This window comes from Nonomuraea sp. NPDC054003 (assembly GCF_055585125.1).
Genome location: NZ_JBVJKR010000016.1, coordinates 210,324 through 237,011 on the forward strand (window position 1 = coordinate 210,324; position 26,688 = coordinate 237,011).

General features: G+C 71.6%; 25 protein-coding genes and 1 tRNA gene. 16 read left to right on the top strand and 10 right to left on the bottom strand.

The features are described from left to right. Positions 1 to 110 precede the first annotated feature (110 nt). From gyrB to ACZ6YG_RS35745, 4 genes are all read left to right on the top strand, one after another. Entirely contained in the window at positions 111 to 2,033 is a 1,923-nt protein-coding gene (gene gyrB / locus ACZ6YG_RS35730; protein ID WP_396991010.1) for a DNA topoisomerase (ATP-hydrolyzing) subunit B, read from the top strand. Positions 2,034 to 2,069: 36 nt separating this feature from the next. Then, positions 2,070 to 4,571, top strand: a complete 2,502-nt coding sequence (gyrA, locus tag ACZ6YG_RS35735) for a DNA gyrase subunit A (RefSeq protein WP_148035923.1) — start codon at positions 2,070 to 2,072, stop codon at positions 4,569 to 4,571. A 3-nt stretch (positions 4,572 to 4,574) separates the two neighbouring features. Further along, positions 4,575 to 5,279 carry a DUF3566 domain-containing protein gene (locus ACZ6YG_RS35740; RefSeq protein ID WP_148035922.1) on the top strand — a complete coding sequence of 235 codons (705 nt, stop codon included), beginning with the start codon at positions 4,575 to 4,577 and terminating at the stop codon, positions 5,277 to 5,279. A 126-nt stretch (positions 5,280 to 5,405) separates the two neighbouring features. Beyond that, positions 5,406 to 5,479 (top strand) — tRNA-Ile (locus tag ACZ6YG_RS35745). Between the two features lie 206 nt (positions 5,480 to 5,685). Here the strand turns inward: ACZ6YG_RS35745 and ACZ6YG_RS35750 are convergent. Continuing rightward, entirely contained in the window at positions 5,686 to 6,081 is a 396-nt protein-coding gene (locus ACZ6YG_RS35750; protein ID WP_148037189.1) for a RidA family protein, read from the bottom strand. Positions 6,082 to 6,192: 111 nt separating this feature from the next. On the opposite strand from ACZ6YG_RS35750, the gene ACZ6YG_RS35755 reads away from it, so the two are divergent. The 4 genes from ACZ6YG_RS35755 (at position 6,193) to ACZ6YG_RS35770 (ending at position 9,921) form a co-directional block, all read left to right on the top strand. After that, on the top strand, positions 6,193 to 7,167 hold the full coding sequence (locus ACZ6YG_RS35755) for a helix-turn-helix transcriptional regulator (protein ID WP_466020412.1): 975 nt from the start codon (positions 6,193 to 6,195) through the stop codon (positions 7,165 to 7,167). Positions 7,168 to 7,352: 185 nt separating this feature from the next. Then, the gene (locus ACZ6YG_RS35760) at positions 7,353 to 8,171 is read left to right on the top strand and encodes an ABC transporter ATP-binding protein (RefSeq protein WP_466020413.1); all 819 of its coding nucleotides are present in this window, start codon (positions 7,353 to 7,355) and stop codon (positions 8,169 to 8,171) included. Beyond that, entirely contained in the window at positions 8,168 to 9,154 is a 987-nt protein-coding gene (locus ACZ6YG_RS35765; protein WP_466020414.1) for an aliphatic sulfonate ABC transporter substrate-binding protein, read from the top strand. The genes ACZ6YG_RS35760 and ACZ6YG_RS35765 overlap by 4 nt, the downstream gene beginning before the upstream one ends. Further along, positions 9,151 to 9,921, top strand: a complete 771-nt coding sequence (locus tag ACZ6YG_RS35770) for an ABC transporter permease (protein WP_148035917.1) — start codon at positions 9,151 to 9,153, stop codon at positions 9,919 to 9,921. The genes ACZ6YG_RS35765 and ACZ6YG_RS35770 overlap by 4 nt, the downstream gene beginning before the upstream one ends. 9 nt (positions 9,922 to 9,930) lie before the next feature. On the opposite strand, the gene ACZ6YG_RS35775 is transcribed toward ACZ6YG_RS35770, so the two are convergent. Next, complete coding sequence (locus tag ACZ6YG_RS35775; RefSeq protein WP_466020415.1) at positions 9,931 to 10,470, bottom strand: dihydrofolate reductase family protein; 540 nt, start codon at positions 10,468 to 10,470, stop codon at positions 9,931 to 9,933. Between the two features lie 137 nt (positions 10,471 to 10,607). On the opposite strand from ACZ6YG_RS35775, the gene ACZ6YG_RS35780 reads away from it, so the two are divergent. Beyond that, positions 10,608 to 13,109 carry an ABC transporter substrate-binding protein gene (locus ACZ6YG_RS35780; protein WP_466020416.1) on the top strand — a complete coding sequence of 834 codons (2,502 nt, stop codon included), beginning with the start codon at positions 10,608 to 10,610 and terminating at the stop codon, positions 13,107 to 13,109. A gap of 40 nt (positions 13,110 to 13,149) precedes the next feature. Here ACZ6YG_RS35780 and ACZ6YG_RS35785 read toward each other — a convergent pair whose 3' ends face one another. Further along, on the bottom strand, positions 13,150 to 14,754 hold the full coding sequence (locus tag ACZ6YG_RS35785; RefSeq protein ID WP_466020417.1) for an RICIN domain-containing protein: 1,605 nt from the start codon (positions 14,752 to 14,754) through the stop codon (positions 13,150 to 13,152). A gap of 172 nt (positions 14,755 to 14,926) precedes the next feature. Between ACZ6YG_RS35785 and ACZ6YG_RS35790 the strand changes: the two genes are divergently transcribed. Further along, positions 14,927 to 15,775: a fumarylacetoacetate hydrolase family protein gene (locus ACZ6YG_RS35790; RefSeq protein ID WP_466020418.1), complete on the top strand. Its 849-nt coding sequence runs from the start codon at positions 14,927 to 14,929 to the stop codon at positions 15,773 to 15,775. Here the strand turns inward: ACZ6YG_RS35790 and ACZ6YG_RS35795 are convergent. The 4 genes from ACZ6YG_RS35795 to ACZ6YG_RS35810 all read right to left on the bottom strand — a co-directional run bounded on the left by ACZ6YG_RS35795 (position 15,764) and on the right by ACZ6YG_RS35810 (position 19,173). Then, positions 15,764 to 16,039: a hypothetical protein gene (locus tag ACZ6YG_RS35795; protein WP_271276856.1), complete on the bottom strand. Its 276-nt coding sequence runs from the start codon at positions 16,037 to 16,039 to the stop codon at positions 15,764 to 15,766. The two genes, ACZ6YG_RS35790 and ACZ6YG_RS35795, sit on opposite strands and share 12 nt — an antisense overlap. An 18-nt stretch (positions 16,040 to 16,057) precedes the next feature. Then, complete coding sequence (locus tag ACZ6YG_RS35800; RefSeq protein WP_466020419.1) at positions 16,058 to 17,065, bottom strand: methyltransferase; 1,008 nt, start codon at positions 17,063 to 17,065, stop codon at positions 16,058 to 16,060. 267 nt (positions 17,066 to 17,332) lie between these two features. Continuing rightward, the gene (locus tag ACZ6YG_RS35805) at positions 17,333 to 18,520 is read right to left on the bottom strand and encodes a sensor histidine kinase (protein WP_466020420.1); all 1,188 of its coding nucleotides are present in this window, start codon (positions 18,518 to 18,520) and stop codon (positions 17,333 to 17,335) included. After that, positions 18,517 to 19,173, bottom strand: a complete 657-nt coding sequence (locus ACZ6YG_RS35810) for a response regulator transcription factor (RefSeq protein WP_148035911.1) — start codon at positions 19,171 to 19,173, stop codon at positions 18,517 to 18,519. Before ACZ6YG_RS35810 ends, ACZ6YG_RS35805 begins: the two co-directional genes overlap by 4 nt. Positions 19,174 to 19,301: 128 nt before the next feature. Here ACZ6YG_RS35810 and ACZ6YG_RS35815 point away from each other — a divergent pair, with 128 nt between their 5' ends. Genes ACZ6YG_RS35815 through ACZ6YG_RS35830 form a run of 4 tightly spaced genes read left to right on the top strand, consistent with a single transcriptional unit; the run spans position 19,302 to position 22,793 of the window. Next, positions 19,302 to 19,772: a hypothetical protein gene (locus tag ACZ6YG_RS35815; RefSeq protein WP_364233969.1), complete on the top strand. Its 471-nt coding sequence runs from the start codon at positions 19,302 to 19,304 to the stop codon at positions 19,770 to 19,772. Next, on the top strand, positions 19,772 to 20,872 hold the full coding sequence (locus tag ACZ6YG_RS35820; RefSeq protein ID WP_466020421.1) for an efflux RND transporter periplasmic adaptor subunit: 1,101 nt from the start codon (positions 19,772 to 19,774) through the stop codon (positions 20,870 to 20,872). Before ACZ6YG_RS35815 ends, ACZ6YG_RS35820 begins: the two co-directional genes overlap by 1 nt. After that, positions 20,869 to 21,540: an ABC transporter ATP-binding protein gene (locus ACZ6YG_RS35825; protein WP_364233973.1), complete on the top strand. Its 672-nt coding sequence runs from the start codon at positions 20,869 to 20,871 to the stop codon at positions 21,538 to 21,540. Before ACZ6YG_RS35820 ends, ACZ6YG_RS35825 begins: the two co-directional genes overlap by 4 nt. Then, on the top strand, positions 21,540 to 22,793 hold the full coding sequence (locus ACZ6YG_RS35830; protein WP_466020422.1) for an ABC transporter permease: 1,254 nt from the start codon (positions 21,540 to 21,542) through the stop codon (positions 22,791 to 22,793). The genes ACZ6YG_RS35825 and ACZ6YG_RS35830 overlap by 1 nt, the downstream gene beginning before the upstream one ends. Positions 22,794 to 22,849: 56 nt before the next feature. Here ACZ6YG_RS35830 and ACZ6YG_RS35835 read toward each other — a convergent pair whose 3' ends face one another. Genes ACZ6YG_RS35835 through ACZ6YG_RS35845 form a run of 3 tightly spaced genes read right to left on the bottom strand, consistent with a single transcriptional unit; the run spans position 22,850 to position 25,178 of the window. After that, on the bottom strand, positions 22,850 to 24,049 hold the full coding sequence (locus ACZ6YG_RS35835) for a Dyp-type peroxidase (protein WP_466020423.1): 1,200 nt from the start codon (positions 24,047 to 24,049) through the stop codon (positions 22,850 to 22,852). Then, a complete protein-coding gene (locus ACZ6YG_RS35840; protein WP_466020424.1) occupies positions 24,049 to 24,567 on the bottom strand; it encodes a copper chaperone PCu(A)C in 519 nt (172 codons plus the stop codon). The genes ACZ6YG_RS35835 and ACZ6YG_RS35840 overlap by 1 nt, the downstream gene beginning before the upstream one ends. 59 nt (positions 24,568 to 24,626) lie before the next feature. After that, positions 24,627 to 25,178: an MFS transporter gene (locus ACZ6YG_RS35845; RefSeq protein WP_466020425.1), complete on the bottom strand. Its 552-nt coding sequence runs from the start codon at positions 25,176 to 25,178 to the stop codon at positions 24,627 to 24,629. An 86-nt stretch (positions 25,179 to 25,264) separates the two neighbouring features. Here ACZ6YG_RS35845 and ACZ6YG_RS35850 point away from each other — a divergent pair, with 86 nt between their 5' ends. Further along, positions 25,265 to 25,948 (top strand): hypothetical protein, encoded by a 684-nt coding sequence (locus tag ACZ6YG_RS35850; RefSeq protein WP_466020426.1) that lies wholly within the window; start codon positions 25,265 to 25,267, stop codon positions 25,946 to 25,948. A 74-nt stretch (positions 25,949 to 26,022) separates the two neighbouring features. Beyond that, positions 26,023 to 26,544, top strand: coding sequence for a universal stress protein (locus ACZ6YG_RS35855; RefSeq protein ID WP_148035902.1), 522 nt, complete (start codon positions 26,023 to 26,025; stop codon positions 26,542 to 26,544). Positions 26,545 to 26,688: the final 144 nt, after the last annotated feature.

Sequence of the window (26,688 nt, forward strand, 5' to 3'; positions counted from 1 at the left end):
GGCACTCACGACGGTGACGGGCACGGCAGGGGCAGCTTTTTCGCATTCGAGCGTCCCCGCCGCGTGTCCGCGGCAGGAGGATTACGCAGTTGTCCTACGACGCTAGCTCAATCACCGTACTCGAGGGGCTTGAGGCCGTACGCAAGCGCCCGGGTATGTATATCGGCTCGACCGGCGAGCGCGGCCTGCACCACCTCGTCCAGGAGATCGTCGACAACGCGGTCGACGAGGCGCTCGCGGGCTACGCCGACCGGATCGAGGTCACGCTGCTCGCCGACAACGGCGTGCGCGTGGTCGACAACGGCCGGGGCATCCCCACCGGCATACACCCCGTCGAGAAGCGCTCCGCGGTCGAGGTCGTGCTGACGACCCTGCACGCCGGCGGCAAGTTCGACAGCCAGGCCTACGCCGTCTCCGGCGGCCTCCACGGCGTCGGCTCGGCCGTCGTCAACGCGCTGTCCACGGCCATGGACGTCGAGATCAAGCAGAACGGCCACTACTGGCGCATCTCCTTCGACCACTCCAAGCCGACCGCTCCGCTGGCCAAGGGCGAGGAGACCGACGAGACCGGCACCAGCGTGACGTTCTGGCCCGACGCCAACGTCTTCGAGACCACGACATGGAACTTCGAGACGCTCTCGCGCCGGTTCCAGGAGATGGCCTTCCTCAACAAGGGCCTCGCCATCGTCTTCACCGACGAGCGCCCCGACCACGTCAACGGCGAGCCGCACCGGGTCGAATACCTGTACGAGGGCGGCCTGGCCGACTTCGTCAAGCACCTCAACGACAAGAAGGAGCCGGCCCACGCGTCGATCATCTCCTTCGAGACCGAGGGCGACGGCATAGCGGTCGAGATCGCGATGCAGTGGAACAACTCCTACGCGGAGTCCGTCTACACCTTCGCCAACACGATCAACACCGCCGAAGGCGGAACCCACGAGGAGGGCTTCCGCGCCGCGCTGACGACCATCGTCAACCGCTACGCGCGCGAGCAGAAGTTCCTCAAGGAGGGCAAGGACGACAACCTGTCCGGCGAGGACGTCCGCGAGGGCCTCACCGCGATCATCTCGGTCAAGCTCTCCGACCCGCAGTTCGAGGGCCAGACCAAGACCAAGCTGGGCAACACCGAGGCCAAGTCGTTTGTCCAGAAGGCCTGCAACGACCACCTGCGCGACTGGTTCGAGCGCAACCCGGGCGAGGCCAAGGACATCATCAACAAGTGCCTGCAGGCCTCACGCGCCCGCATGGCCGCCCGCCAGGCCCGCGACCTGACGCGCCGCAAGTCCCTGCTGGAGTCCGGCAGCGGGCTGCCCGGCAAGCTGGCCGACTGCCAGTGGAACGACCCGGAGAAGTGCGAGCTGTTCATCGTCGAGGGCGACTCGGCCGGCGGCTCGGCCAAGGGCGGCCGCGACTCGCGCTTCCAGGCGATCCTCCCCATCCGCGGCAAGATCCTCAACGTGGAGAAGGCGCGGATCGACAAGGTCCTGAAGAACAACGAGGTCCAGGCGCTCATCACCGCACTCGGCACCGGCGTCCACGACGACTTCGACATCGCCAAGCTGCGCTACCACAAGGTCATCCTGATGGCCGACGCCGACGTCGACGGCCAGCACATCAACACCCTGCTGCTGACGCTGCTGTTCAGGTTCATGCGGCCGCTCATCGAGGCCGGTCACGTCTACCTGTCCTGCCCGCCGCTCTACAAGATCAAGTGGGACCGCAAGGGCGAGGACGCCTCCTACGCCTACTCCGACTCCGAGCGCGACGCCGTCATCCAGGCGGGCATCGAGGCCGGCAAGCCCGACCCCCGCCCGCGCGACAACGTCCAGCGGTTCAAGGGTCTGGGCGAGATGAACGCCGCCCAGCTCTGGGAGACCACGATGAACCCGGAGACCCGGCTGCTGCGCCTGGTCACCCTTGACGACGCCGCCCAGGCCGACGACCTGTTCAGCGTGCTCATGGGCGAGGACGTGGAGGCGCGCCGCGACTTCATCATCCGCAACGCGCGCGATGTCCGCTTCCTCGACGTCTGAGCGGCCTAGCCGCATCTCGATAAAGGACCACAACCTGTGACGGAAGTGAACACCACTCCCCCAGCTGACCGCATCGAACCGGTGGACATCCAGTCCGAGATGCAGCGCAGCTACATGGACTACGCGATGTCCGTCATCGTGTCCAGGGCGCTGCCGGACGTGCGCGACGGACTCAAGCCGGTGCACCGCCGGGTGCTGTACGCGATGTACGACGGCGGCTACCGCCCCGACCGCGGCTACTTCAAGTGCGCCCGCGTCGTCGGTGACGTGATGGGCACCTACCACCCCCACGGCGACACCTCGATCTACGACGCGCTCGTCCGCCTCGCGCAGCACTGGTCGCTGCGCTACCCGCTGGTCGACGGGCAGGGCAACTTCGGCTCGCCGGGCAACGACCCGGCGGCGGCGATGCGCTACACCGAGTGCAAGCTCGCGCCCATCGCCATGGAGATGCTGCGCGACATCGACAAGGAGACCGTCGACTTCCGGCCCAACTACGACGGCAAGTCGCAGGAGCCCGACGTCCTCCCCGCGCGGTTCCCGCAGCTGCTGGTCAACGGCTCGGGCGGCATCGCGGTCGGCATGGCCACCAACATCCCGCCGCACAACCTGCGCGAGGTCGCCGCCGCGGTCAAATGGTGCCTGGAAAACCCCGAGGCCGACGACGAGGAGCTGCTCGAAGCAGCGATCAAGCTGGTCAAGGGGCCCGACTTCCCCACCCGCGCGCTGATCGTCGGCCGCCGCGGCATCGAGGACGCCTACCGCACCGGCCGCGGCTCGATCACCATGCGGGCCGTGGTCGAGGTCGAGGAAGACGGCAAGGGCCGCCAGGCGCTCGTCGTCACCGAGCTGCCCTACCAGGTCAACCCCGACAACCTCGCCCTCAAGATCGCCGAGCTGGTCCGCGAGGGCAGGCTGACCGGCATCGCCGACGTCCGCGACGAGAGCTCCTCCCGCGTCGGGCAGCGGCTGGTGATCGTGCTCAAGCGCGACGCGGTCGCGAAGGTCGTGCTCAACAACCTCTACAAGCACACCCAGCTGCAGGACACCTTCGGCGCCAACATGCTGGCGCTGGTCGACGGCGTGCCGCGCACGCTCCGCCTCGACCAGTTCGTCCGCCACTACGTGGCGCACCAGATCGAGGTCATCGTCCGCCGTACGCGCTACCTGCTGCGCAAGGCGGAGGAGCGCGCCCACATCCTGCGCGCGCTGCTCAAGGCGCTCGACCGGCTCGACGAGGTCATCGCGCTCATCCGGGCGTCGGAGTCCGCCTCCCACGCCCAGCAGGGCCTGATGTCGCTGCTGGAGATCGACGAGATCCAGGCGCAGGCCATCCTCGACATGCAGCTGCGCAAGCTCGCCGCCCTGGAGCGCCAGGCGATCCAGGACGAGTACGACCACCTCATGACACAGATCGCCGAGTACAACGCGATCCTGGCCAGCGAGGCCCGTCAGCGGGAGATCATCGGCGAGGAGCTGGGCGAGGTCGTCTCGCGTTACGGCGACGAGCGCCGCACCGAGATCATCGCGCACGACGGCGACATGTCCATCGAGGACCTCATCGCCGAAGAGGACGTCGTCGTCACCATCACCCGCGGCGGCTACGCCAAGCGGACCAGGACCGACCTCTACCGCGCGCAGAAGCGCGGCGGCAAGGGCGTGCGCGGCGCGCAGCTGCGCCAGGACGACATCGTCGACCACTTCTTCGTCACGACGACCCACCACTGGCTGCTGTTCTTCACCAACAAGGGCCGCGTCTACCGGGTCAAGGCGTACGAACTGCCCGACGCGGGGCGCGACGCCCGCGGCATGCACCTGGCCAACCTCCTGGCCATGCAGCCGGACGAGACGGTCATGGAGGTCCTCTACCTGCGCGACTACGAGGTGGCCCCCTACCTCGTGCTCGCCACCCGCAGTGGCCTGGTGAAGAAGACCCGCCTGTCCGAGTACGACTCCCCCAGGTCCGGCGGCCTGATCGCGATCAACCTGCGCGACGACGACGAGGTCATCGGCGCCCGCCTGATCTCCGAGGAGGACGATCTGCTGCTCGTCTCCAGGGGCGCGCAGTCGATCCGGTTCACCGCCTCCGACGAGGCGCTGCGCCCGATGGGCCGCGCCACCAGCGGCGTCATCGGCATGCGTTTCCTCGAAGGTGACGAACTTCTGGCCATGAACCGGATCTCCGACGGGCAGGATGTGCTTATCGCCACAAAGGCTGGGTACGCGAAGCGGACACCCGTTGAGCAGTACCCGGTGCAAGGACGTGGCGGAAAGGGCGTGCTGACTGCAAAAATCGTGAGCTCTCGTGGCAAGCTGGTCGGAGCCGTCATGGTCAACCCGGAGGACGAGGTCTTCGCGATCACGTCCGCAGGCGGGGTGATCCGGACGAGTGCCGGTGAGATCAAGCAGTCCGGCCGGCAGACCATGGGAGTCCGATTGATGAACCTCGCCGAAGGCGACAGCGTGGTGGCCCTCGCCCGGAACGCCGAGTCGATGGAGACTTCGGTGGAGAGTGAAGCAGACGGGGGAGGAGAGTAATAGATGAGCGCCCAGGGTGGCGCCGCCAGGACCCAGGCGGCTCGGGACAACGGCCAGCAGCAGCCTGGCAAGGCCCCTGACAAGGAGCCTCGCCAGGCACAGGAGGAGGAAGGCAACCCGACGAAGCCGGCACTCAAGCCGGACGGACAGCAGCCCCGACCCCAGTCGGGCCCCGCCCCGTCAGCTCCCCCGCGGGCCCCGGCCCCGTCGGAGCGCGACGGCAACGACACCGCGCGCTCGCGCCCGTCACTCGCGACCGAGGCTCCCCCGCCGGCCGTCGAGCTCCCCGGCAAGAAGAAGAAGTCGTCCGGCGGCGGAGGCTCGCGCCTCCCCCGCAAGGCCCACCTGGTGCTGCGCCGCATCGAGCCGTGGTCGGCCATGAAGTTCAGCTTCGTGGTGTCCCTGGTCTGCTTCGTGGTGCTCTTCGTCGCGGTCGCCGTCCTGTACGGGGTGCTGTCGGCCCTGGGCGTGTTCGACTCGATCGTCGACCTGGTCAACCAGCTCAGCCAGGGCGAGCAGGGTGAGGGGTCGCTCCAGATCGACATCGCCTCCTGGTTCGAGCCGGTGCGCATCCTGGGCTACACGGCTCTCATCGGCGCCGTGAACGTCGTTCTCATCACCGCGCTCGCCACCCTCGGCGCGGTCATCTACAACGTCTCCAGCGACCTCGTGGGCGGCGTCGAGGTGACCTTCAGCGAGGCCGAGTAATCCCGTCCCACGCACGCTCGCGCCGCCCCCGCGGCGGCGCGAGCAGCGTGCGGGAGGCGGTAAGCTTTTCCTCAGCCGAACCGGTTCGCCTCCGCGCGGCGGATGCGATACGGTTCCATGTGTTGCGGGGCTATAGCTCAGACGGTTAGAGCGCTTCCCTGATAAGGAAGAGGTCCCAGGTTCAAGTCCTGGTAGCCCCACCCAGCTAGAAGGCCCGTCGGGATGATCCGGACGGGCCTTTGACGGTAATAGGCACAGCAACGGCCCTCACCTCACTCCCCGAAGAGCTGCCGCGAGATCAGACGGGAAGATCGGGCCGACCTTGCGCATGCGTGGTTACCGCGGGTTCTGTGAAGAAGACGATGCCCGCCGCCTCCGGCAGTCCGCCGGAGGCGGCGGGGGCGCTTCACGCTACGGCGGTTCCTTCAAGTTCGACCATCAGGGTGGGGATCGCCAGACGTGTCACCCCGAGCATCGTGGTGGACGGCGCCACCCCGGCGGCGCCCAACCGTGAGGCCAGCACGCCGTAGTGCTCGAAGAGGCGGTCGACGTCGGTGGTGTAGACGTTGAGCCTCACAAGGTTCGCCAGGGACATGCCGGCCTCGCCGAGCACGGCCTCCAGGTTGTCGAGGCTCAGCGCCAGCTGCGCCGCCATGTCATCGGCGTGCTGCGGCTTGCCCTCGCCGCTCATCGCGGTCTGTCCTGAGCAGTACAGGGTCCGGGTGTGTCCGGAGACGACCTCGCCCTGGTTGTAGCCCAGCTCCGTCGACCACGCCCACGGGTTGACCGCCGTTCGTTCCATTGCCACATCAGCTCCGTTCGAATGGGTTGCCACCGTCTTTCCGGTCGCGTCGATGAGCCTCGCAAACAAACCACGACATCCACTGTCATGTATTCCGGTAGCGTTCTTCGTATGCGTGCCGACCGGCTGGTCTCGCTGGTGCTGCTGCTGCGGCAGCACGGCAGGCTGTCCGCGACCGCGCTGGCGCGTGAGCTGGAGGTGTCCACGCGGACCGTGCTGCGCGACATCGAGGCGCTGTCCGCGGCCGGCGTCCCGGTGTACGCCGAACGCGGCCGGCACGGCGGGTTCGCGTTGTTGCCCGGTTTCCGGACCGAGCTCACCGGGCTGAACCCCGACGAGGCCCTCGCCCTGCTGGTCGCCGGGTCGCGGCGCGGCGCGCAGGCGTTCGGGCTCGGGTCGGCGCTCGCCTCGGCGATGCTCAAGGTGGTCGACGCGCTGCCCGAAAGCTATCGGGACACCGCGGCCGGCGCGGCCGAGCGGTTGCTCATCGACCCGGAGACCGACCTCCTCTCACGCCGGCTGGTCGCCGAGGAGGTGCCCGACGCCGTCGCGGCCGAGGTCCTGCGCGCGGTGTTCGCCGGGCACAAGCTGCGCATCCACTACGAGGCCGCGGACCAGGCGCCGGAGTGGCGCACGGTGGACCCGATCGGCCTGGTCACCGTACGAGATCGGGGCTACCTGCTGGCCACGAGGTCCGGCGCGGACCGCACCTACCGCCTGTCCCGGATCCTGGCCGCCCAGGAACTCGCCGAACCCGCACAGCGACCGGACCGGGTCGATCTGGACCTGGCCTGGCAGGAACGCAGCACGCGGTTCCGGGCCGGCGGCGACCAGGTCACCGTGGTGGTACGGCTGGACCCGGAACGTCGTGAGGACCTGGTGGGCACCGCGCTGGCCGTCCTCGCCGAGGAAACCGACCCGGGCGGCCGGCTGCGGCTGGAGGTGACCTTCCAGGACCGGAGACACGCCGAATGGGCGCTGTGGCAGCTCAGCACGAACGCTGAAGCCCTGGCCCCGCAGTGGTTGCGCGACTCCCTGCGCGCCCGCGCCACCGCGGTCGCCACCCGCTACGGCATGTCATCCTGAGCCTTCCGCGGGCCGCCGACGAAAGTCCCACCCAGGCGTGCCTTCGACAGAGGGGCCGCGGCGGAGGACCAGGGCATGATCCCCGGGGACCCTTGGCGCACAAATACCAGTAATCCCTATTGCTTATACCGGAATAATAGGTAATCGTGGGAGGGCACCGAGGACCGAGAGCATGGGAGAGGCGTATGACGACCGGCCAGGCCACGTTCCCCGCCAGGGCGGTGGCCGCGGCGGGAGTCGGGTTGCGCGGGGTAGGCCACACCTACGGCAACGGCCACACCGTGCTGCGCGACCTGGAGCTCGACATCCTCCCCGGCGAGATCGCGGCCATCCTGGGGCCTTCGGGCTGCGGCAAGTCCACCCTGCTCCGCCTCGTGGCCGGGCTGGAGGCGCCCTCGGACGGCGAGATCACGGTCGACGGACGTCCGGTCCGCGGGGTCGACGCCCGATGCGCGGTGGTCTTCCAGGAGCCCCGGCTGCTGCCCTGGCGCGACCTGGCCGGCAACGTCGCCCTCGGCCTGCCCAAAGGCGTCGGCAGGGAGAGCGGCGCGCGCATCGTACGGCACTGGCTCGACGTCGTCGGCCTCGACGGCTTCCACCAGCACCGGCCCCGCCAGGTGTCCGGCGGCATGGCCCAGCGCGCGGCCCTCGCCAGGGCGCTGGCCAGGGAGCCCGGCGTGCTGCTGCTCGACGAGCCGTTCGCCGCGCTGGACGCCCTCACCCGGCTGCGCATGCAGGACCTCCTGGCCGACGTGCAGCGCGGCGCCGGAACCACCGTCCTGCTCGTCACCCACGACGTGGACGAGGCGTTGCACCTGGCCGACCGGGTGGTCCTGCTCGGCGCCGAACCGGAGCGGCCGGGCGCCACGATCGCGACCGTGCTCGACGTCCCCCACCGCCGGCCCCGCGACCGCGCCCACCCCGAACTCGCCGCCCTCCGCGCCGACCTGCTGGAGCGGCTCGGCGTGCCCCGCCCCACCCCCGCCGAGGAGCCCACTCCGTGATCCACCGCCGTTCCCTGCTCACCGCCGCCCTGCTCGTCCCCCTGGTCACCGCCTGCGTGCCAGGTGAGAGCGGCACCGCCACGCCCGCCTCGGGCCGGCTCCGGCTCGACTACGCCTACTACAACCCGCTCAGTCTGGTCATCCGGCAGCAGCGCTGGCTGGAGGACGCGCTCCCGGGCACCGAGGTGACCTGGGTGTTGTCGGCCGGCAGCAACAAGGCCAACGAGAACCTGCGCGGCGAGACCATCGACCTCGGCTCCACCGCGGGCGCCGCCGCCCTCCAGGCCCGCGCCAACGGCACCCGGATCAAGACCGTCGGGATCTACACCCGCCCTGAGTGGGCGGCGCTCGTCGTGGCCAAGGACTCCCCGATCACCGAGGTGAGCGGGCTCAAGGGCAGGAAGGTCGCCGCCACCAAGGGCACCGACCCGTACTTCTTCCTGCTCCAGGCCCTGGAGGAGGCAGGGTTGGACGGCGCCGACGTCGAGGTCGTCAACCTCCAGCACGCCGACGGCAAGACCGCGCTGGAGCGCGGCGACGTGGACGCGTGGTCGGGCCTGGACCCGCTGATGGCGCAGAGCCAGGTGGACTCGGGCACGAAGCTGATCTACCGGAACGCGTCCTTCAACTCCTACGGCTTCCTCAACGCCCGCGAGGAGTTCCTCACCGAGCATCCGGACCTCGCCCAGAAGGTGCTCGACGCGTACGAGAGAGCCCGCGCGTGGATCGTCGAGCACCCCGACGACGCGGTCCAGTTGCTGGCCACGGAGGCCAAGCTCGCCCCCGAGGTCGCCCGCGTGGTGCTCAAGGAGCGGACCGAGGTCGAGATCAGCCCGGTCCCGGGTCCCGACCAGCGCGCGGTGCTGGAACGCATCCTGCCGACGCTGGTACGGGAGAGCCAGGTGCGCTCCGAGCAGGAGGCGAAGACGGCGCTCGACTCCCTGTTCGCTCCCGAGTTCGCCGAGAAGGCCGGGGCCTCGTGACGACACCCGGCCGGTGGGTGCGCCCGTGGAGCTTCGCCGCGGGCCTGGTGGTGCCGCTGGCGGCGCTCGCCGCCTGGCAGGTCGCCACCGGCGCCGGCTGGTTCACCGCGAGCCAGTTGCCCCCGCCCGCGGCGGTCCTCGCGGCGGTGGGCGAGCTGATCCGGCGCGGCGAGCTGTGGCAGCACGTCGCGATCAGCGGCCAGCGCGTGCTGCTGGGCTTCGCCGGGGGAGCGTCGGCGGGGCTGGTGCTCGGCGCGCTCGTCGGACTGTACGCGCCGGTCCGCACCCTGCTCGCCCCCAGCATCGCCGCGCTGCGCGCGGTGCCGTCGCTGGCGTGGGTGCCGCTGCTGGTGCTCTGGCTCGGCATAGCGGAGGGCCCGAAGATCGTCCTGGTGGCGATCGGCGCCTTCTTCCCCGTCTACACCACCGTGTCCGCGGCGCTCGCGCACGTGGATCCGCACCTGGTCGAGGCCGGGCGGGCGTACGGGCTGCGCGGCGTGGGCCTGCTCACCCGCGTCCAACTCCCCCACGCCGCCCCCGCCGTCTTCGCGGGGTTGCGGCTCGGACTGGCCCAAGGCTGGTTGTTCCTGGTCGCGGCCGAGCTGATCGCCTCGTCCATGGGCCTGGGATTCCTGCTGATCGACAGCCAGAACACCGGCCGCACGGACATCCTGCTGCTGTCGATCCTGCTCCTGGCGCTCCTCGGCAAGGCCGCCGACATGCTGCTCGGGCTGGCCGTGAGAGCCGCGCCCTTCGACCCGCGCTGAGGCCCTTCGTCACAGGACCCGGAACCAGAGGTTGGTCGCCTGGGGGACCTGCGTCACGCTGAGACGTTCGAGCTTGACGTTCGTGCCGCCCGGGTGGCCGAAGAGGCGGACGCCGTCGCCGAGCATGACCGGGGCGACGCAGACCAGGACCTCGTCGAGCGCGCCCGCCGCCAGGCACTGGCGGGCCACGTCGGCGCCGATGACGTTGACGTACTTGCCGCCCGCCGCGGCCTTCGACGCGGTGATCGCGGTGTCGAGGTCGGTGACGAAGGTGACGCCCGGCACCGGATCGGCCGGGGGGTTGTGGGTGAGCACGAACTGGGGCCCGCTCCACCCTCCGCCGAACGCCTCGCCTTCGTGCTCGGTGTCCTTGTACGGGTCGTCGCCGCCGAAGGAGCGGTTGCCCACGAGGAGGGAGCCGACCTGGGGGAGCAGGTCGTCCACGGTCGGGTTGGGTCCGAGGTGCTCGGCCAGCCAGGACATGTCGCCGCCCGGCCCGGCGATGAAGCCGTCGAGCGACATGGTGACCGAGTAGAGCATTTTCGCCATGGGTTCCTCCCGCGATCGGACCTTACCTCGGTTAAGACCACGCACGGCGGCGGAAGTCATCGTGGTTCCGGCAGTACGCTCTTCTTGACGAGCGCTGCGGGGGCCGCGACGGTATGAGTCCGGAGGCTTGATCGCGCATGCCGTCCATCCCCGTGTACGAGCTGATCGACGAGGCCCAGCGCCGTCCCTCGCCCCTGGCCGGGGAGCGCAAGCTGCCCATCCTGGTGTTCACCGGCGACGCGCTGCCGACCGGCACGGCCGTGGAGACGGCGGAGTGCTTCAAGCTGCGGGCACCGTACGCGGAGGTCAACGCGGACGAGACCGACGTCGCGACGATCGTCGACCGGCTCGCGGGGGAGAAGGGCTCGCTGACACCATGGGTCAAGGGCACGCTGCTCCCGCCTCCCCGCTTCCCGCTGACCCGGTTCGTCCTCTGGGCCTGGAGCGAGCGCGAGACCGCGGCCGGGGAGCCGAAGGATCCCGTGGGCGTCCGCGGCACCCTGCGGCGGTCGCTGTCCCAGCGCCGGAAGAAGGACGCGTTCACCGGGTCGGCGCTGCGGGTCATGGTCGACTACGTGGGCAGGACCATGACCACGTGGCTTCCGGCCACCGGGCTGGCCACGTTCGGGCTCCAGAAGCTCGTGGACGGCGTCAGCCTGGCGCTCTGGCTGGCCAGCCCGATCGTCGCCGTCATCGGCGCTCTGCTGCACGCCGCGCTGCTGATCCGCGGCTGGCTCTTCTACCGCTGGTTCCGCAAGGCCCCCTATGTCAGGCGCAGGAAGGGCGAGGACATCATCGCCTACGCGATCAGCGTGGGCCGCGCCGATCAGGACGCGGTCGAACGGCTGATGGTGACCGCGCTGCTGGAGGACCTCCGCCAGGCCTACCAGCGTCGCGTCCTTCCGTGGCCCGGCTGGGGGCGCAACACCTATCCCGTGGTAGCGCTCAGGAACGCCGACCCGGGCACGATGGGCCGCCGGTTCATGGAACTCCTGGACGAGGTGCGGGTCCGCGGACAGCGGGGCCCTCTCCTGCTGGTCGCCTCCACCTCGGAACCGCCGGCCGGGCACCGCTTCGACCCGCCCGCCGCCGGCGAGCTGGAGCCGGTCAGGCAGTACCGCGCATGGCGGGCGGCGATCCACCGGGCGGAGCCGAGCCCGTACCTCGTGATCAGGTTGACGGAGGCCGGCGCGTCGCGCAGCGACGATCCCGCCCGGCTGCTTCTCGCTCGTCCGCTCGCCTTCTGGGCGGTGGTGCTGGCGCTGCTCGTCGTGCCCGTCATGGCGACCGTGACGGCCACCGCGGGCTGCGGCGCCGAGCTGCGCGAGGTGGACGGTCAGTGCGTGGGCCTGGGCGCGCTCGGCAAGATGGCGCCGCACCCGCTCGTCGCGCCGGTGGCGCGACGGATAGAGGAGCAGAACGCGGCGATCCCGCTGGGTCACAAGGTGTTCACCGTCGCCTATCTGGGCCCGCTGACGACACAGCCGGGCGCGCAGTTCAAGGACGGCCAGATGACGGCGGTGGCCGGCGAACTGGCCGGGATCGGGGCGTACCAGAAGAGTTACAACATGAGCCGATCCGACTGGAAGATGAAGGTCGTGTTCGCCAACACCGGCCAGGACTTCATCAGCGCCGAGCTGGCGGCGACCGGCATCGCGGAACGGGCGCGGGAGGACTCGTCGCTGGCGGCCGCCGTGGGGTTCGCCTGGAGCCGCGAGGAGGTCAAACGGGCGGTGGGGGTGCTGACGAGGGCGAACGTGCCGATGGTCAGCACGGTCACCACGGTCGGCGAGATCGCGCAGGTGGGGGACCGGCGGTCGGCGTTCCTGTTCCGGCTGGCCGTCGTGAACAGCCTGCAGATGAAGGCCACGGTCCACTGGCTGGAAACCCTCGGGCTCGCCGAGGGGGTGGGCAAGAAGCCCAAGGTGGCCGTCGTCTGGCAGCGGCAGGACGGCGAGCTCTACAGCCAGGATCTGAAGGACCTGTTCCTGGCGGAGTACCCGGGGGAGAGCGCGGACTTCTCGTTCGGCGACGACGCCTCGCTGGGCGTGGCGATGCGGGAGGCGTGCGGGTCGGGCGCCGAGGTGGTCTACTACACCGGCCGGGCCGACTTCCTGAGCAGCCTCAGGCGGGATTGGGGCGCCTCGTGCGAGCAGCGCGAGATCAGGCTGCTCGCCTCGGACGACGTCACCGGCTCCGTCGCCAAGGACGTGCGGTCGAACCCGGCCGCCCACGACGTGAGCATGTCCTTCGTGTCGCTGACCGACGTCCGCGACACCTCGCTCACCAACCAGAGCCAGCAGACCCTGCGGCGGTGGATAGCGGAGTCCGGCGTCGGCGTCTCCTTCGCGCACGCCGCGTTCGGCTTCGACGCGGCCCAGGCCGTGGCGATCGCGTTCAGCGCCTACCGCACGCAGAGCGAGGCCGACGACATCCTCAGCGGCGTCCACTACAACCTGCGTGGTCAGGCGTTCGACGGCGCGACCGGCAAGGTGTCCTTCTCCGAGCACGCCACCGACCACGACGCCCAGGGCCGGGAGGTGTGGCTCATGACCGTCGAGTCGGGCCGGCCGATCCAGGCGACGTGGGTCTGCCGGCCCACCGCGACGGCGGCCGAGTGCGCGTCGCCGTCCGAGTGATCCGGCCGGGCCCGCCCGGCCGGATCACGGTCTGTTCCGGTCAGCAGCGGTTGATGCGGGAGTTCACCAGGTTGATGTTGCGGATGACGATGTTGGTGCCGCACGGGTTCTCGTTGATCGCCGAGTTCGTCAGCGTCAGGTTCTGCAACGTGATGTCGGAGGTCACGGGGAACTCGGTGCGGGCCGCGATGCGGATGTCGGAGCCGTTCACGGTGCCGCTCTGGGCGGCGATCGTGACGTTGTAGCAGTTCTCGATGAGGATCGAGTTGCTGCCGGTCTGGGCGATGTCCACCCGGTCGATCACCGCGCCGCCGCTCTCCGACACGCAGAAGACGCCGCGGCCGCCGCCCCGGGCCTTGACGGTGCCGACGCGGATGTTGGTCGGGTACGAGCTGCCGATGCGGCCGTTGCGGTTGGCCATCCGGAAGGCCGCGTAACCGGTGCCGGTGCCCGCGCCCTCGGCGTCGACGGTGCCGATGCTGGCGTTGATCGTGTCGTTGAGCAGTAGGCCGGACTCGCCGGTGTTCCGCGCGGTGACGGTGCCGATCGTGATGCCGTCGACGCCGTACGTCTCGACGCCGTGACTGCCGCCGCCGGAGGCGTACACGCTGTCGATGCGGACGTTCCTGGTGCGGACGTTCCTGTTGGCGTGGTTGTCGATGCGCACGCCCAGCCCGGCCGAGCCGAGCCGCAGGTCGAGCTGGCCGAGGGTGATGTTGGTGCCGTTGCGGACGAACACCGCGAAGTACGGGTTGCCGGTCACGGCGAGCCGGGTGACCTCGACGTCGGTGACGTTCTGGGCGCGCACGGCGGCGTTGTTGGCGCTGATCGTGCCGGTCACGTTGATCGTGCCGCACACTTCGAGGACGGTGTAGCTGGGCAGGTCGAGCGACTGGTTGGCGTTCATGCTGCCGGAGCCGCGGACGACCACCTTCTGCTTGGACGTGCGGCCGGAGGTGAGGCTGCCGACGGCGCGGCGCATGGCCTCGATCATGCTGCTGCCGGTGTAGAGGGTGCTGCCGCCGTTCCTGGCCGTCCAGGTGCTGCCGCTGAGCACGGCCTCGGCGTTGAACGAGCCGCCGCCGCAGTCGGCGGAACCGCTGCCCATCTTGACGAGCTGCCACTGCTGGTTGGCGCCGTTGAGGTCGTCCCATTGGGAGATGCGGGCGCCGTCGGCGGTGGACCACTCCCAGGCTTCGAGGGCCTTGCCGCTGTGGCGGTTGATCAGGCGGACGTGGCCGCCGTCGGAGTCGGCGAGCCGGAACTGCTGGTTCCAGCCGTTGGTGTCGGCCCATTGGACGATCTGGGCGCCGCCATTGGCGTTCCATTCGTAGACGTCCAGCACTTTGCCGCTGTGGCGGGACTTCAGCCGGTAGTAGCCGTCGCCTGAGCTGACGAACTGCCACTGCTGCTGGTTGCCGTCGTTGCGGGCCCACTGGACGATCGGGGCGCCGTCGTTCGTGGCGAACTCGTACAGGTCGAGCGCCTTGCCGCTGTGCCGGTTCACGAGGACGTACCAGGCGTTCGTGTCGACCGTCGCCGCGCTCGCGGGCGGCGGTTGCGCGACGAGGGCGCCTGCCAGCGCCATGACCAGGGCGGCCAGGACGGTGAGCAGGCACCGCCAGGCTTGGGCAACGGATCTCACAGTCTGCTCCCATCGGAGAAGGAAAGCGCTTTCCCCCAGGACTAGATCAGCGAGGACGCACCGCTTCGTCAAGTGCGGCGAACCCGGCAGAACGCCTGCCTGCCGAAACCATTGAAACTTTCATCGGATGTCTTAGGCTGGTCCTCCCCGACATTCCGGCAGAAGGGCGCGCATGCACCTCGTCAGGTCCGCTCAATCGCCCCGCTGGGTGGTCCGCGCCGAGGACGGCGACCGGGCGCTGCCCGCCGGGTTCTCCCTCGGCGACGCGCTGTCCGCCGACCTCGCCCACTTCCGCGACCAGCTCGCCCGCGCCACCGAGCCGGTCGACCCGGTCACCCCCGCCGCCCCGGTCGACGCCGGCACCGAGGTGTGGGCGGCCGGCGTCACCTACCGCCGCTCCCGCGAGGCCCGGGTGGAAGAGAGCACCGAACCCGACATCTACCAGCGGGTCTACGACGCCGAACGGCCCGAGCTGTTCTTCAAGTCGGTCGGCTGGCGGGTGCGCGGCCACGGCGAGACGATCGGCGTGCGCGAGGACTCCACCTGGGACGTGCCCGAGCCCGAGCTGGCCGCGGTGATCGCCGCGAGCGGCGAGATCGCCGGCTACACCGTCTGCGACGACGTCAGCAGCCGCTCCATCGAGGGCGACAACCCGCTCTACCTGCCCCAGGCCAAGATGTACGCGGGAGCGACGGCGCTCGGCCCCGGCATCCGCCCCGCCTGGGAGGTGCCCGACCCCTACGACCTGGCGATGGCGGTGACCATCACCCGCGAGGGCCGCGTCGTCTGGTCGGACGAGGCGAGCACGGCCCAGCTCCACCGCCGCCTCGACGAGCTGGCCGGCTACCTGTTCAAGGCCGAGCGCTTCCCCCGGGGCGTGGTGCTGTCGACCGGCACCTGCATGGTCCCCGGTCCGGATTTCACGCTGCTGCCCGGGGACCGGGTGGAGATCGTCATCGACGGCGTCGGCACGCTCGCCAACGACGTGCGCCCCGCCCTGGAGGTCGTCTCACCGGCCTGAGCCGGTCACGGGCCGGTGGTGCTCGGCGAGCAGCCGGCCGTTGTGGCGGACCCGGGCCCGCTCGTACGGGCAGAGCCGGCGGGTCACGAAGGACCGGGCGAGGGCGTCGGCGTCCTGGCGGCCGATGCCCCAGCCGATGGTGTGCCACCGGGTGTCGTCACCTGTGGTGTCCAGGACGGTGATCTCGAAGAGCTGCGCGGGCGTGCACCTCGTGTGGTCATGTCCGGATGGCGCCTGGTTCATGGCCAGAACGTTCTCCGTCACCGAGAGGAGTAAACCGGCTCATCCGGGGACCGCCTCCACGACGTCGAAGACGCCGCCGCCGGTGACGGCGGCCAACCGCAGACCGGCCCGCTCGAACAGCTCCGCGTACTCGCCCGCCGTGCGTTGTCTGGCGCCCTTGGCGATGACCAGCATCTCCAGGTCGATCACGGTGGCGGCGGTCGGCTCGCGCGGCGGGTCCGGGATGACGGCCTCGCAGAGCAGGACGCGACCGCCCTCGTTCATCGCCCGCCGGCAGCTCGCCAGGATCCGGACGGCGTCGTCGTCGCCCCAGTCGTGGACGACGTTGGACAGCAGGTAGGCGTCGCCGCCGGGCGGCACCGACGTGAAGAAGTCGCCGCCCACCAGCTCGCACCGGTCGGCCACGCCCGCCTCCACGAGCGGCCCGCCCGCTCCCTCGATGACGTGCGGCAGGTCGAACAGCACGCCGCGCCCCGCCGGATGCGCCGACAGGATGGCCGCGAGCATCGCGCCGTGGCCTCCGCCCACGTCGACGACGGTCCCGTACCGGGTGAAGTCGTGGCCGCGCACCGCCGGCCACACGAACGCGGCGGACACCGACGTCATCGCGTCGTTCAGCACCTCGCCGTGGTCGGGATGGTCGCGGAAGTGGTCGAAGGCCGGGCCGAAGACGCGCTCGAACGCCGACTCGCCGGTCCGCACGCTGTCGGCGAAACCCGACCACGCCCGCCGGTGCCACGACGAGCCGAGCATCACGGCGAACCCGCGCTGCGACTCCGGATGGTCCCGCCGCAGCCGTTCGCCCGTCTCGGTCAGCTCGAACACGCGGCCGTCGAGCTCGCGCAGCACGCCCAGGTCGGCGAGCGCCCGCAGCAGCCGGTAGAGCGCGCCGGGGTGGGCGCCCACGGCCCGCGCCAGCTGGTCGGCGTCGCGCGCGCCACCGGCCAGCGCGTCGGCCACCCCGAGCTCGGCCGCGGCGCAGACCGCCGACGCCACCCAGGCGCCGTCGATGTAGCCCAGCAGCCGCTGGGCCGGGTCGGGTGGCATGGAACCCTCCTGCTGGATCGGTTGCCGCGCCGTCATTGTCCATCGGCTCGCCGGGGTTCGCCGTACGCGCGAGGACGCGTGTCGTGACGTACGGCCGGGGCGAGTGAGCAGAAACCGGGCAGAAAGTGGTCTGGTGAACGGCGGGCCGTGACCGCCATCGTGTCCGGTACCCGCACCCTCACGCGGGACGGCCGTCCGGGGGTGGGCGGCCGGGTGCGGCGGGGTCCGCCGGGCGCGGGGACTCGCTCGACGGACCCGCCGCGCCGGTCACGGCACGGCGCGGGGGAGCGTGGCCGTCATCACCAGGCCGCCGCCCTCCCGGGGATGGGCCGTCACGTCGCCGCCGTGGGCGCGGGCCACCGACCGGACGATCGACAGGCCCAGGCCCGCGCTCTTGCCCGTGACGGTGCGCTCGCCGTTGAGCCGGCGGAACGGCTTGAACAGCTCCGGCACGTCGTACGGCGGCACGACGGGGCCTGTGTTGGTGACCGTCACCGTGACCCGCCCGCCGGTGGCCGTCCGGCTGGCGATCCGGACCCAGCCGGTGCCGTCGCGCAGGTTGTGCCGGACGCCGTTCTCCACCAGGTTCGTCACCAGCCGTTCGAGCAGCAGCGCGTCACCGGTCGTGGGCGCGGGGAACGCTTCCTCGTACACCGTGACCTTCTCCTGCGCCGCCTCGGGGGCGGTCTGGGCGACCACGTGCGCCACGACGTCGGCGAGGTCGACCGGCGACCGGTCGGTCACCTCGTGCTCGGCCCGCGCGAGCAGCAGCAGCCCGGAGATGAGCCGCTCGTGCCTGACGTTGATCTCCAGCAGGCTCTCCCCGAGCCGCTTGACGTCGGCGGAGGCGGAGCGGCGGTGCATGGCCAGCTCGACCAGGGCGCGGTTGAGCGTCAGCGGGGTGCGCAGCTCGTGCGAGGCGTTGGCGACGAACCTGCGCTGTCCGTCGAAGGACCGGTCGAGCCGCGCCACCATGGCGTCGAAGGTGTCGGCCAGCTCCTTGACCTCGTCGATCGGCCCGTCCAGGTCGATCCGCTCGCGCAGGCCGCGGTCGGCGTCGGGGGCGGCGGCGATGCGGCGCGCGGTCGCGGTCACCTTGTGCAGCGGGGCCAGCACCCGCCCGGCCACCACCCAGCCCAGCGCCGTCGCCAGGCAGGCGACCACGACCACCGCGATCACCCCCTGGGCCAGCAGGGACGTGGTCGCGGCGGCGCGCAGGTCGGCCTCCTGCTCGGCCAGCAGCCGCTGCGACTCCTCGGGGCTGAGCATCACCCCGTCCTTGATGACGGAGATGAACCTGTGCCGGTTCCCGCCGGGGTCGCCGTACTTCTCCTCGAAGATCCGTACCAGCTCCTGGTTGAACAGCAGGTACGTGACGCCGACGAGCACCACGCCGGCCAGCATGAACAGCGCGCCGTACACGACCGTGAGCCGCAGGCGCAGCGACAGCCTCATGGGATGCGGTAGCCCGCGCCGGTCACGGTCAGCACCACCGGCGGGTCGCCCAGCTTGCGCCGCAGCTTGAGCACGGTCAGCCGGACCACGCCGGTGAACGGGTCCGCGTTCTCGTCCCACGCCTTCTCCAGGAGCTGCTCGGAGGAGATCACGGCGCCGCCGGCCCGCAGCAGCTCGGCGAGCACGGCGAACTCCTTGTTCGACAGCGGCACGTACCGCCCGTTCCGGTACACCTCGCGCCGGGCCGGGTCGAGCGTGATCCCGGCGCGGCGCAGCACCGGCGGCAGGGCCGGCCGGGCGCGCCGGCCGAGCGCCTGCACCCGGGCCGACAGCTCGGCGAAGGCGAACGGCTTGGCCAGGTAGTCGTCGGCGCCCAGCGACAGGCCCGTCACCCTGTCGTCGATCTCCCCCGCCGCGGTGAGCATCAGCACCCGCGCCGTCGAATCCGACTCCACGAGGTGCCTGCACACGTCGTCGCCGTGCACGAGCGGCAGGTCCCTGTCCAGGATGACCACGTCGTAGTCGTTGACCGCGATCCGCTCCAGCGCCGACTCGCCGTCGCCGGCGGTGTCCACGGCGTGCGTCTCGTCGCGCAGCCACTCGGCTATCGCGTCGGCCAGGATGCGCTCGTCCTCCACTACCAGCACTCGCATGCCGGGAATCGTGGCGGATCGGCTGTTTACTCCCCGTTAGCGCTCATGGAAACCGCCGGGAAACCGGCTCGTCGGTTCCATCTCCTCTCAGGCGGCCGGAACGGTTCCGGCCCGACGAGGAGAACGTGATGCGAGTACGGATGCTCGGCGTGACCGCGGCGCTCGCGCTGGCGCTGACCGGATGCGGCGCGGAGGCCCCCGGCGTGGCCTCCGCGGGCGGCGATCCCACCGCGAGCGCCGCGCCGAGTCTGGACCGCGAGGAGCGGGGCCTGAAGTGGGCGCAGTGCATGCGCGAGAACGGCGTCGACGTCCCCGACCCCAAGCCGGGCGAGGGCATACGGATGACGATGGGCCCCGGCACCCAGGAGAAGATGGAGCAGGCCCGTGAGGCGTGCAAGGAGTGGCAGCCGCCCGGCGGCGGGCGTGCCGACGGTGAGAGCAACGACGACCTGCTCAAGATCGCTGCCTGCATGCGTGAGAACGGCGTGGAGAACTTCCCCGACCCCGAGGGCGGCAGGGTCCGCATCACCAAGGACGTCGGCGACGACCCCGACTTCGAGGCCGCGCAGAAGAAGTGCCAGATGGACCGGCCCAAGTGATGGGCACGACCACGATCGACGGGGAAGCGCTGGAGACGGCCCCGCGACGCCGCCGCGGCCGACGGGCGGCCTGGCTGGCCACCGCGACGGTGCTGGCCGGCGCGGTGGCCGCCGCCGGTCTCGGCGTGCTCGACAGGGCCCCGGCCGGGCGGCCCGCCGCCGCGCTGCCGCCGGCCACCGCGACGATCGCCGAGGAGACCCTGCGGGACACGCGGGAGGCCGACGGCGAGCTGGGCTTCGGCCCGGCCGCCTCGGTGACCAACCGCATGCGCGGCACCGTCACCTGGCTGCCCGGCGGCGACGACGTGATCACCCGCGGCGAGCCGCTCTACAAGGTGGACGACGATCCGGTGGTGCTCATGTACGGGAGCACGCCCGCGTACCGGGACCTGGCGGTCGGCGCCGAGGGCCGTGACGTGGCGAGCCTGGAACGCAACCTGAGCAAGCTCGGCTACGACGGCTTCACCGTCGACGACACGTACACCTGGGCCACGGCGCGGGCGGTCATGGCCTGGCAGGAGGACCGCGGCCTGCCGGAGACCGGCGTGGTCGAGCTGGGCCGGGTGGTGTTCGCCGACGGCAGGGTCAGGGTGGACACCGTGGACGCCGAGGCCGGCCGGCCCGCCGCGCCCGGCCAGAAGGTGCTCGGCTACACCGGCACCGCCAAGGTCGTCACCGTCCAGCTCGACTCCGAGGACCGGCGGCTGGCGAAGGAGGGCGCCAAGGTGACGGTCACGCTGCCCGGCGGCCAGGAGGTCAGGGGCAAGATCACCGAGGTCGCCACCGTGATCGTCCCGGGGCAGGGGAACGAGGAGCCGCAGACCAAGGTCGAGGCGCTCGTCTCGCTCACCGGCGAGAAGGCCGCTGACCTCGACCAGGCGGCGGTGGACGTGAGGTTCACCGCCGAGGAGCGCGAGAACGTGCTCACCGTCCCGGTCGCCGCCCTGGTGGCGCTGCGCGAGGGCGGGTTCGGCGTGGAGGTCGTCGAAGGCGGCGCCACCCGTTACGTCCCGGTCGAGACCGGCCTGTTCTCCGGCGGCCGGGTGGAGATCACCGGCGACGGGCTCACCGAGGGCATGACGGTGGGGATGGCGAAATGATCGAGCTTTCCCGGGTGAGCAAGGTCTACCCCGGCGGCGTCACCGCGCTGGACGACGTGTCGCTGGAGATCCGGCGCGGCGAGATGGTCGCCATCGCGGGCCCGTCCGGGTCCGGCAAGTCGACGATGCTCAACACCATCGGCACGCTCGACCGGCCCACGTCGGGCACGGTCCGCGTCGACGGATACGACGTCGCGACGCTGTCGGACAACCGGCTGTCGGCGCTGCGGGGGACCGGGATCGGGTTCGTGTTCCAGCAGTTCCACCTGGCCGCGAACGTGCCGGCGCTGGATAACGTGGCCGACGGACTGCTCTACAGCGGCCTGCCGCGGGCCGAGCGGCGCCGCCGCGCGCGGGCCGCGCTGGAGCGGGTGGGGCTCGCCCACCGCATGGACCACGAGCCGCACGAGCTGTCCGGCGGCGAGCGGCAGCGGGTGGCCATCGCCAGGGCGGTGGCCGGCGATCCGCCGCTACTGCTGGCCGACGAGCCGACCGGCGCGCTCGACTCGGCGTCCGGGGCGGGGGTGATGGAGCTGCTGCGCGAGCTGCACGCGTCCGGTACGACGGTGCTGATCATCACGCACGACCCGGAGATCGCCGGCAGGCTGCCCCGCCAGGTCCGGATGCGCGACGGCCGGATCGTCGCCGACCACGCCGGGGCGGCCTGATGGCGGGCCGGGAAGAGGTGACACCGCGCCGGGCCCCGGCCCCGCCCCAGGCCGGCCGTGATCTCACCCCGCCCCGGTTGCGGCCGCGCGACGTGCTCAGGGTCGGCGCGGTCGGGCTGCGCACCCGCCCGCTGCGGGCGTTCCTGTCGGCGCTGGGCATCGCCATCGGCATCGCGGCGATGATCGGCGTGGTCGGCATCTCCTCCTCGTCCGGCGCCGAGCTGGACCGCCAGCTTTCCGCGCTGGGCACGAACCTGCTCACGGTCTCGTCCGGGCAGACCCTCAGCGGCGAGGAGGCCAAGATGCCGGTGGAGGCCGAGGCGATGATCGAGCGCATCGGCCCGGTGCTGTCGGTGTCGTCGGTCGGGCAAATCCAGGACGCCAAGGTGTACCGGTCGGAGGAGATCCCCGAGGCGCGGACCGGCGGCATCTCCGCCTACGCGGCCCGGCTCGACCTGCTCGACTCCGTGGGGGCGACGCTGCGCGCCGGCACCTGGCTCAACGCGGCCACGCACGCCTACCCGGCCGTGGTGCTCGGCTCGGCCACGGCCGAACGGCTCGGCGTCGGCGCGGTCGGGCCCGACACGCAGGTGCTGGTCGGCGGCCGGCGGTTCACCGTCGTCGGCGTCCTGGAGCCGGTGGCGCTCGCCGTGGAGCTGGACACCGCGGCGCTGGTCGGCTGGCCGGTCGCGGAGGAGCGGCTGGGCTTCGACGGCCACCCCACCGTGCTCTACACGCGGGTGGACGAGCGGCACATGGACGCGGTACGGGACGTACTGGCCGGAACCGGCAACCCGGAGGCGCCCAACGAGGTCGACGTCTCCCGCCCGTCGGACGCGCTGGCCGCCAAGCAGGCCACCGACCAGGCGTTCACCGGCCTGCTGCTGGGCGTCGGCGCGGTGGCGCTGATCGTCGGCGGGGTGGGGGTGGCCAACACCATGGTCATCTCGGTGCTGGAGCGGCGGGCCGAGATCGGCCTGCGCCGCTCGCTGGGCGCCACCCGTGGCCAGATCCGCACCCAGTTCCTGGCCGAGTCGCTGCTGCTGTCGGCGATCGGCGGGGTGGGCGGCGTGTGCGTCGGCGCCGCCGTCACCGTCGGCTACGCCGCCTACGAGGAGTGGCCGTCCGTGATCCCCGCCGAGGCGACGGCGGGCGGCCTGGCCGCGACGCTGGTCATCGGCGCGGTCGCCGGGCTCTACCCGGCGATCCGCGCCGCCCGCCTCTCCCCGACGGAAGCCCTGGCCAGCCCCTGACCGACCGGGCCCGGGCGGTACCTGACCGACCGGGCCCGGCGCCTACGGACGCGCCGTCAAGGCCCGTCCGCGAGCAGCGTCTCCCCGATCCAGCCGTCCGGGGCGCACCCGGGCGGGATCGCGAACACCGCCGAGCCGATCGCGGTGATCCACTCGTTGAGCAGGTCGCCTTCGGCCAGCCGCCGCTGCACCGGGACGAACTGCTTGTCCACGTCCGCCTGGTAGGCGGCGAACAGCAGCCCGGAGTCAGGGGTGCCGTCCTCGGCCAGCCCGTCGTCGTAGTTGTACGGCCGCCGCAGCATGCGGGCGCCGGGATCGTCCACCCGGGCCCGCCTGATGTGCGCGTACTCGGAGATGACGGGGAAGCCGAGCCGGTTCAGCCTGCCGAAGTCGGGCTCGTCGTGCTCGGCCCGGCCGGTGAGCGGCGCGCCGTCGGCGAGGCGGCGGCCGATCGTGAACTCCCTGCCGGTCCTGTCCAGCTCGTCCCAGGTCTCCAGGTCCATGCGGATCCGGCGCAGCACCAGCGTGGTGCCGCCGCGCAGCGGGCCCTGGCCGAGCCAGACCGCCCGGTCCAGGTCGGCCGGGTTGACGGTGCCGTCGAGCTGGCCCATCAGGTTGCGCTGGGTGGCGCCGGCGGGCTGGACGTGCGCGCCGCGCCGGAAGCCGCGCTGCGTCCAGCGCACCCGCGCGAACGCCCGCGCGTCCTTGACCACCATCCGCAGCGCGTGCGCGACGGTCAGCGGGTCGTCGGCGCAGATCTGCACCAGCAGGTCACCGCCGGACCAGCGGTCCTCCAGCTTGTCCGTCTCGAACTCCGGCAGCTGCCGGACCGGCGATTCCACCCCGGCCGCCTCGAACAGGCCGGGGCCGAACCCGAACGTGACCGTCAGCCTGGCGGGGGAGGCGGCCAGTTCGGGCTCGGTGTCGGCGAGCGCGCCCCGGCCCAGGGTGAGCCGGCGCGCGTCGTCGGTCAGCAACCGCATGAGCCGGACGATCGGCTCCCGTCCGGTGCCGCGCTTGAGGTCGAACGCGACGAACACGGCGTGCGCCTGCGGGGACGTGGCGATCCCGGCCTGGTGGACGCCGTGGAACGGTTCCGTGGCCGTACCGGACGGGACCTCCGCGGCAGCGCCGCTCGGCGAGGCGCCGGCGGACGTGCCTGCCATCGTGCCGGCCACCGTGCCCGCCGCCGTGCCCACGGCCGTCGCCGCCCCGGCGGCGAACAGCCCGCGCCGGGTGATCCTCTGCTCGGCCATCAGTGGTCCGTGCCCGGCTGGTAGTCCTCCTTCGCGCCCGCGAAGTCCTTGCCGACGGCGGTGAACTCCAGCGGGGGACCTTCCTGCAGCGTCAGCGTGAGCGGGATCTCCGCGCCTGGCTTCACCTCCTCCTTGACGCCCATCAGCATGATGTGGTCGCCGCCGGGCTTGAGCTCGTGGCTGCCACGTGCCGGGACGACGAACCCGCCGTCCTTCGTCCGCATGATCATCTTGTTGTCGGACTCGACCACCTCGTGCAGCTCGATCTCCGGCGAGAGCGGCGAGGCGCCCGCGACGACGGTGATGGGGCTGTCGGTGTGGTTGACGAGGGTGCCGAACGCGGCGGTCATCCCCTCCTTCACCGCCTTCACCCAGGGGTCGGTGATGGTGAGCGCCTGGGCCGGGGCGGCGGCCTCGACACTGGCGGTGGGCGCGGGCCCGGCGGCCGGAGTGGTGGCGCCGCAGCCGGCGAGGAACACGGCCGTGGCGGTGACGAGCAGGGCGGAACGGGTGTTCATGGACATGCCTTCCTGCGCCCGCGGCGGAAGTCGCCGGGGCGTCGGTCATCGGGAAAAGGTCAGCGGATTCCGATGACCGCGGGCGGCCCGCGCCCGCTGACGGCATGCCGGAGGATCGCCGAGCGCAGCACCGGCGGCTCGGCGTGGGGCAGCTCGACGAACGGCGTCGCCGGCACCGGCAGCAGCACGGTGACGAGCCGTGCGGCCAGGCGGCGCAGCAGCCCCCACAGCGCGGCCTCCCCGCGCGCCAGCCAGAGCGCGGTCAGCCCGACCGCCCACCCGTGGGCGACGAACATCCCGAGGTCGGGGGCCAGCCCGGCCGAGGCGTGCGCGGCGTGCGCAACCCCGGCGGCGGGGGAGACGGCGTGGGAGAGCGAGAACATCACGTGCAGGACGAGCTGCAGACCGCCCAGCAGCGCCAGGATCGCCCGCGGGCCCCGCTCCCGCCCGGCCAGCGGGTACGCGCCCCCGGCGGCCACGAAGAACCCGGCCACCATGGCCGGCCCCGGCACGCTCCCGCCCGCCAGGGAGTGGGCCACCATGCCGAGACTGAGACACACCACGGCGAACACCGCGGTGCGGGCGAGGCGGAACGGAAGGCTGGACGGCACGATGCCGACATGATTTCACGCCACCCCCTCGGTCCTTCTCCCGACACAGCCCAAGATTTCCGGCGAGACCGGCATAATGGCGCGGGATGCTGACGCCCACGGACCCGCACGCGTACGCGGCGGCGATCGCCCCGGTCATCGACGCGGTCCACGTCAACCTGCACGCCGCCACACGCAGACGCGACGCCCTCGGACTGCTGAACGACCTGCGGTTCACGCTCCCGCTGCGCACCCTCACCAGACGCGACCTGGCCGCCGTCCACCGGTACGGGGACGACCGGGAGGAGAGCATCCGGGAGCACGTCCGGCGCGGCGAACTGGCCGACGACGACGGCACGCTGCGGCTGACGGAGCGGGGCCTGGACCTCGTGCACGGGCTGTACGAGACGCACGCGGCCGTGGCGAGCCGGATCTGGCGGGACCACGACGTCGAGACCCTCGCCGCGCTGGCGGGACGGGTGCTCGGCAAGGCCATGGCGGAGCCGGGTGACGCGCTCGCGGTGATGGCTCCCCCGTACGAACCCGAGGGGGCACCGGCGGGGCTGCTGCTGTTCAACCGGCTGGCGGCGCTACGCTACGCCCGCGCCGACGCGCACGCGGCGGCCTGGCAGGCGGCGGGACTGACCGCGGCCGAGGTCGTCGCACTGGAGCCCGGCCCGTTGCGCGAACGCATCGAGGCGGGCACCAACCGCCGCGCGGCGGTGCCGTACGAAGCCTTTTCCGAGCCGGAACGCGAAACCCTCTATACCGGCTTGCTCGCACTGGTGTGAGAGGTCCGAAACTCACACCTCCCGGTAACTAGCCGAAAGGCGCACTATGGTACGTACCTCGGTAAGGGAGGGGCGTGGTGGATCAGGACCTGCCCGGCGGCGTGCGGCTCATCGTGGGCGTCGACGAGACTCCGGCCGCGCGCTGGGCGCTCGCCTGGGCGATCGGGACCGCGCGGCTACGCCGCATGGCTCTCGTCGCCGTACATGTCAGCCGGGCGCCGGTGCATCCGTTCCCGGAGGCGCTGCCCGTGCAGCACGCCATCAGATCGGGTGAGGAGGCACGCTGCGGCGAGGTGATCGCCGGCGTGTTCGAGGACGTGGCGGGAGGCCTGCCGGAGGACCTCCACACGGTCATGGTGTCCAGGGTCGGCGATCCCGGCTACCACCTCGTCGACCTGGCCCGCGAGGGCGACCTGCTGGTGCTCGGGCGCAGCCGCCGCGGCCTGCTCAGCCGCATGTTCCTGCCCTCGACCAGCATGTACTGCGCGCGTCACGCCAAGACGACGGTGGTGATCGTGCAGCAGCCCACCCCGCCCGACGAACCCGAGATGTCAGAAGACCGCTCCCGCCGGTTCTGGAGCCGCAGGCACGATTGACGCGCGCAGCCCGTCGCGGGGGGGGGGGGGGGGGGCGCCGGCCGCGGCGGGGGGGGGGGGGGGGCGCCGGCCCCGGCGGGTGGAAAAGAAGAACACCACGGGGGTAGCCAAACCGGGACCCGCCAGCAAAGCGGTGTTGCTCCC

Coding starts and splice junctions, on each gene's coding strand:
- ACZ6YG_RS35740 (WP_148035922.1), top strand. CDS start 4,575: ATGAGCGCCCAGGGTGGCGCCGCCAGGACCCAGGCGGCTCGGGACAAC.
- ACZ6YG_RS35750 (WP_148037189.1), bottom strand. CDS start 6,081: ATGGAACGAACGGCGGTCAACCCGTGGGCGTGGTCGACGGAGCTGGGC.
- ACZ6YG_RS35755 (WP_466020412.1), top strand. CDS start 6,193: ATGCGTGCCGACCGGCTGGTCTCGCTGGTGCTGCTGCTGCGGCAGCAC.
- ACZ6YG_RS35760 (WP_466020413.1), top strand. CDS start 7,353: ATGACGACCGGCCAGGCCACGTTCCCCGCCAGGGCGGTGGCCGCGGCG.
- ACZ6YG_RS35775 (WP_466020415.1), bottom strand. CDS start 10,470: ATGGCGAAAATGCTCTACTCGGTCACCATGTCGCTCGACGGCTTCATC.
- ACZ6YG_RS35780 (WP_466020416.1), top strand. CDS start 10,608: ATGCCGTCCATCCCCGTGTACGAGCTGATCGACGAGGCCCAGCGCCGT.
- ACZ6YG_RS35790 (WP_466020418.1), top strand. CDS start 14,927: ATGCACCTCGTCAGGTCCGCTCAATCGCCCCGCTGGGTGGTCCGCGCC.
- ACZ6YG_RS35800 (WP_466020419.1), bottom strand. CDS start 17,065: ATGCCACCCGACCCGGCCCAGCGGCTGCTGGGCTACATCGACGGCGCC.
- ACZ6YG_RS35805 (WP_466020420.1), bottom strand. CDS start 18,520: ATGAGGCTGTCGCTGCGCCTGCGGCTCACGGTCGTGTACGGCGCGCTG.
- ACZ6YG_RS35810 (WP_148035911.1), bottom strand. CDS start 19,173: ATGCGAGTGCTGGTAGTGGAGGACGAGCGCATCCTGGCCGACGCGATA.
- ACZ6YG_RS35815 (WP_364233969.1), top strand. CDS start 19,302: ATGCGAGTACGGATGCTCGGCGTGACCGCGGCGCTCGCGCTGGCGCTG.
- ACZ6YG_RS35820 (WP_466020421.1), top strand. CDS start 19,772: ATGGGCACGACCACGATCGACGGGGAAGCGCTGGAGACGGCCCCGCGA.
- ACZ6YG_RS35825 (WP_364233973.1), top strand. CDS start 20,869: ATGATCGAGCTTTCCCGGGTGAGCAAGGTCTACCCCGGCGGCGTCACC.
- ACZ6YG_RS35830 (WP_466020422.1), top strand. CDS start 21,540: ATGGCGGGCCGGGAAGAGGTGACACCGCGCCGGGCCCCGGCCCCGCCC.
- ACZ6YG_RS35835 (WP_466020423.1), bottom strand. CDS start 24,049: ATGGCCGAGCAGAGGATCACCCGGCGCGGGCTGTTCGCCGCCGGGGCG.
- ACZ6YG_RS35840 (WP_466020424.1), bottom strand. CDS start 24,567: ATGAACACCCGTTCCGCCCTGCTCGTCACCGCCACGGCCGTGTTCCTC.
- ACZ6YG_RS35850 (WP_466020426.1), top strand. CDS start 25,265: ATGCTGACGCCCACGGACCCGCACGCGTACGCGGCGGCGATCGCCCCG.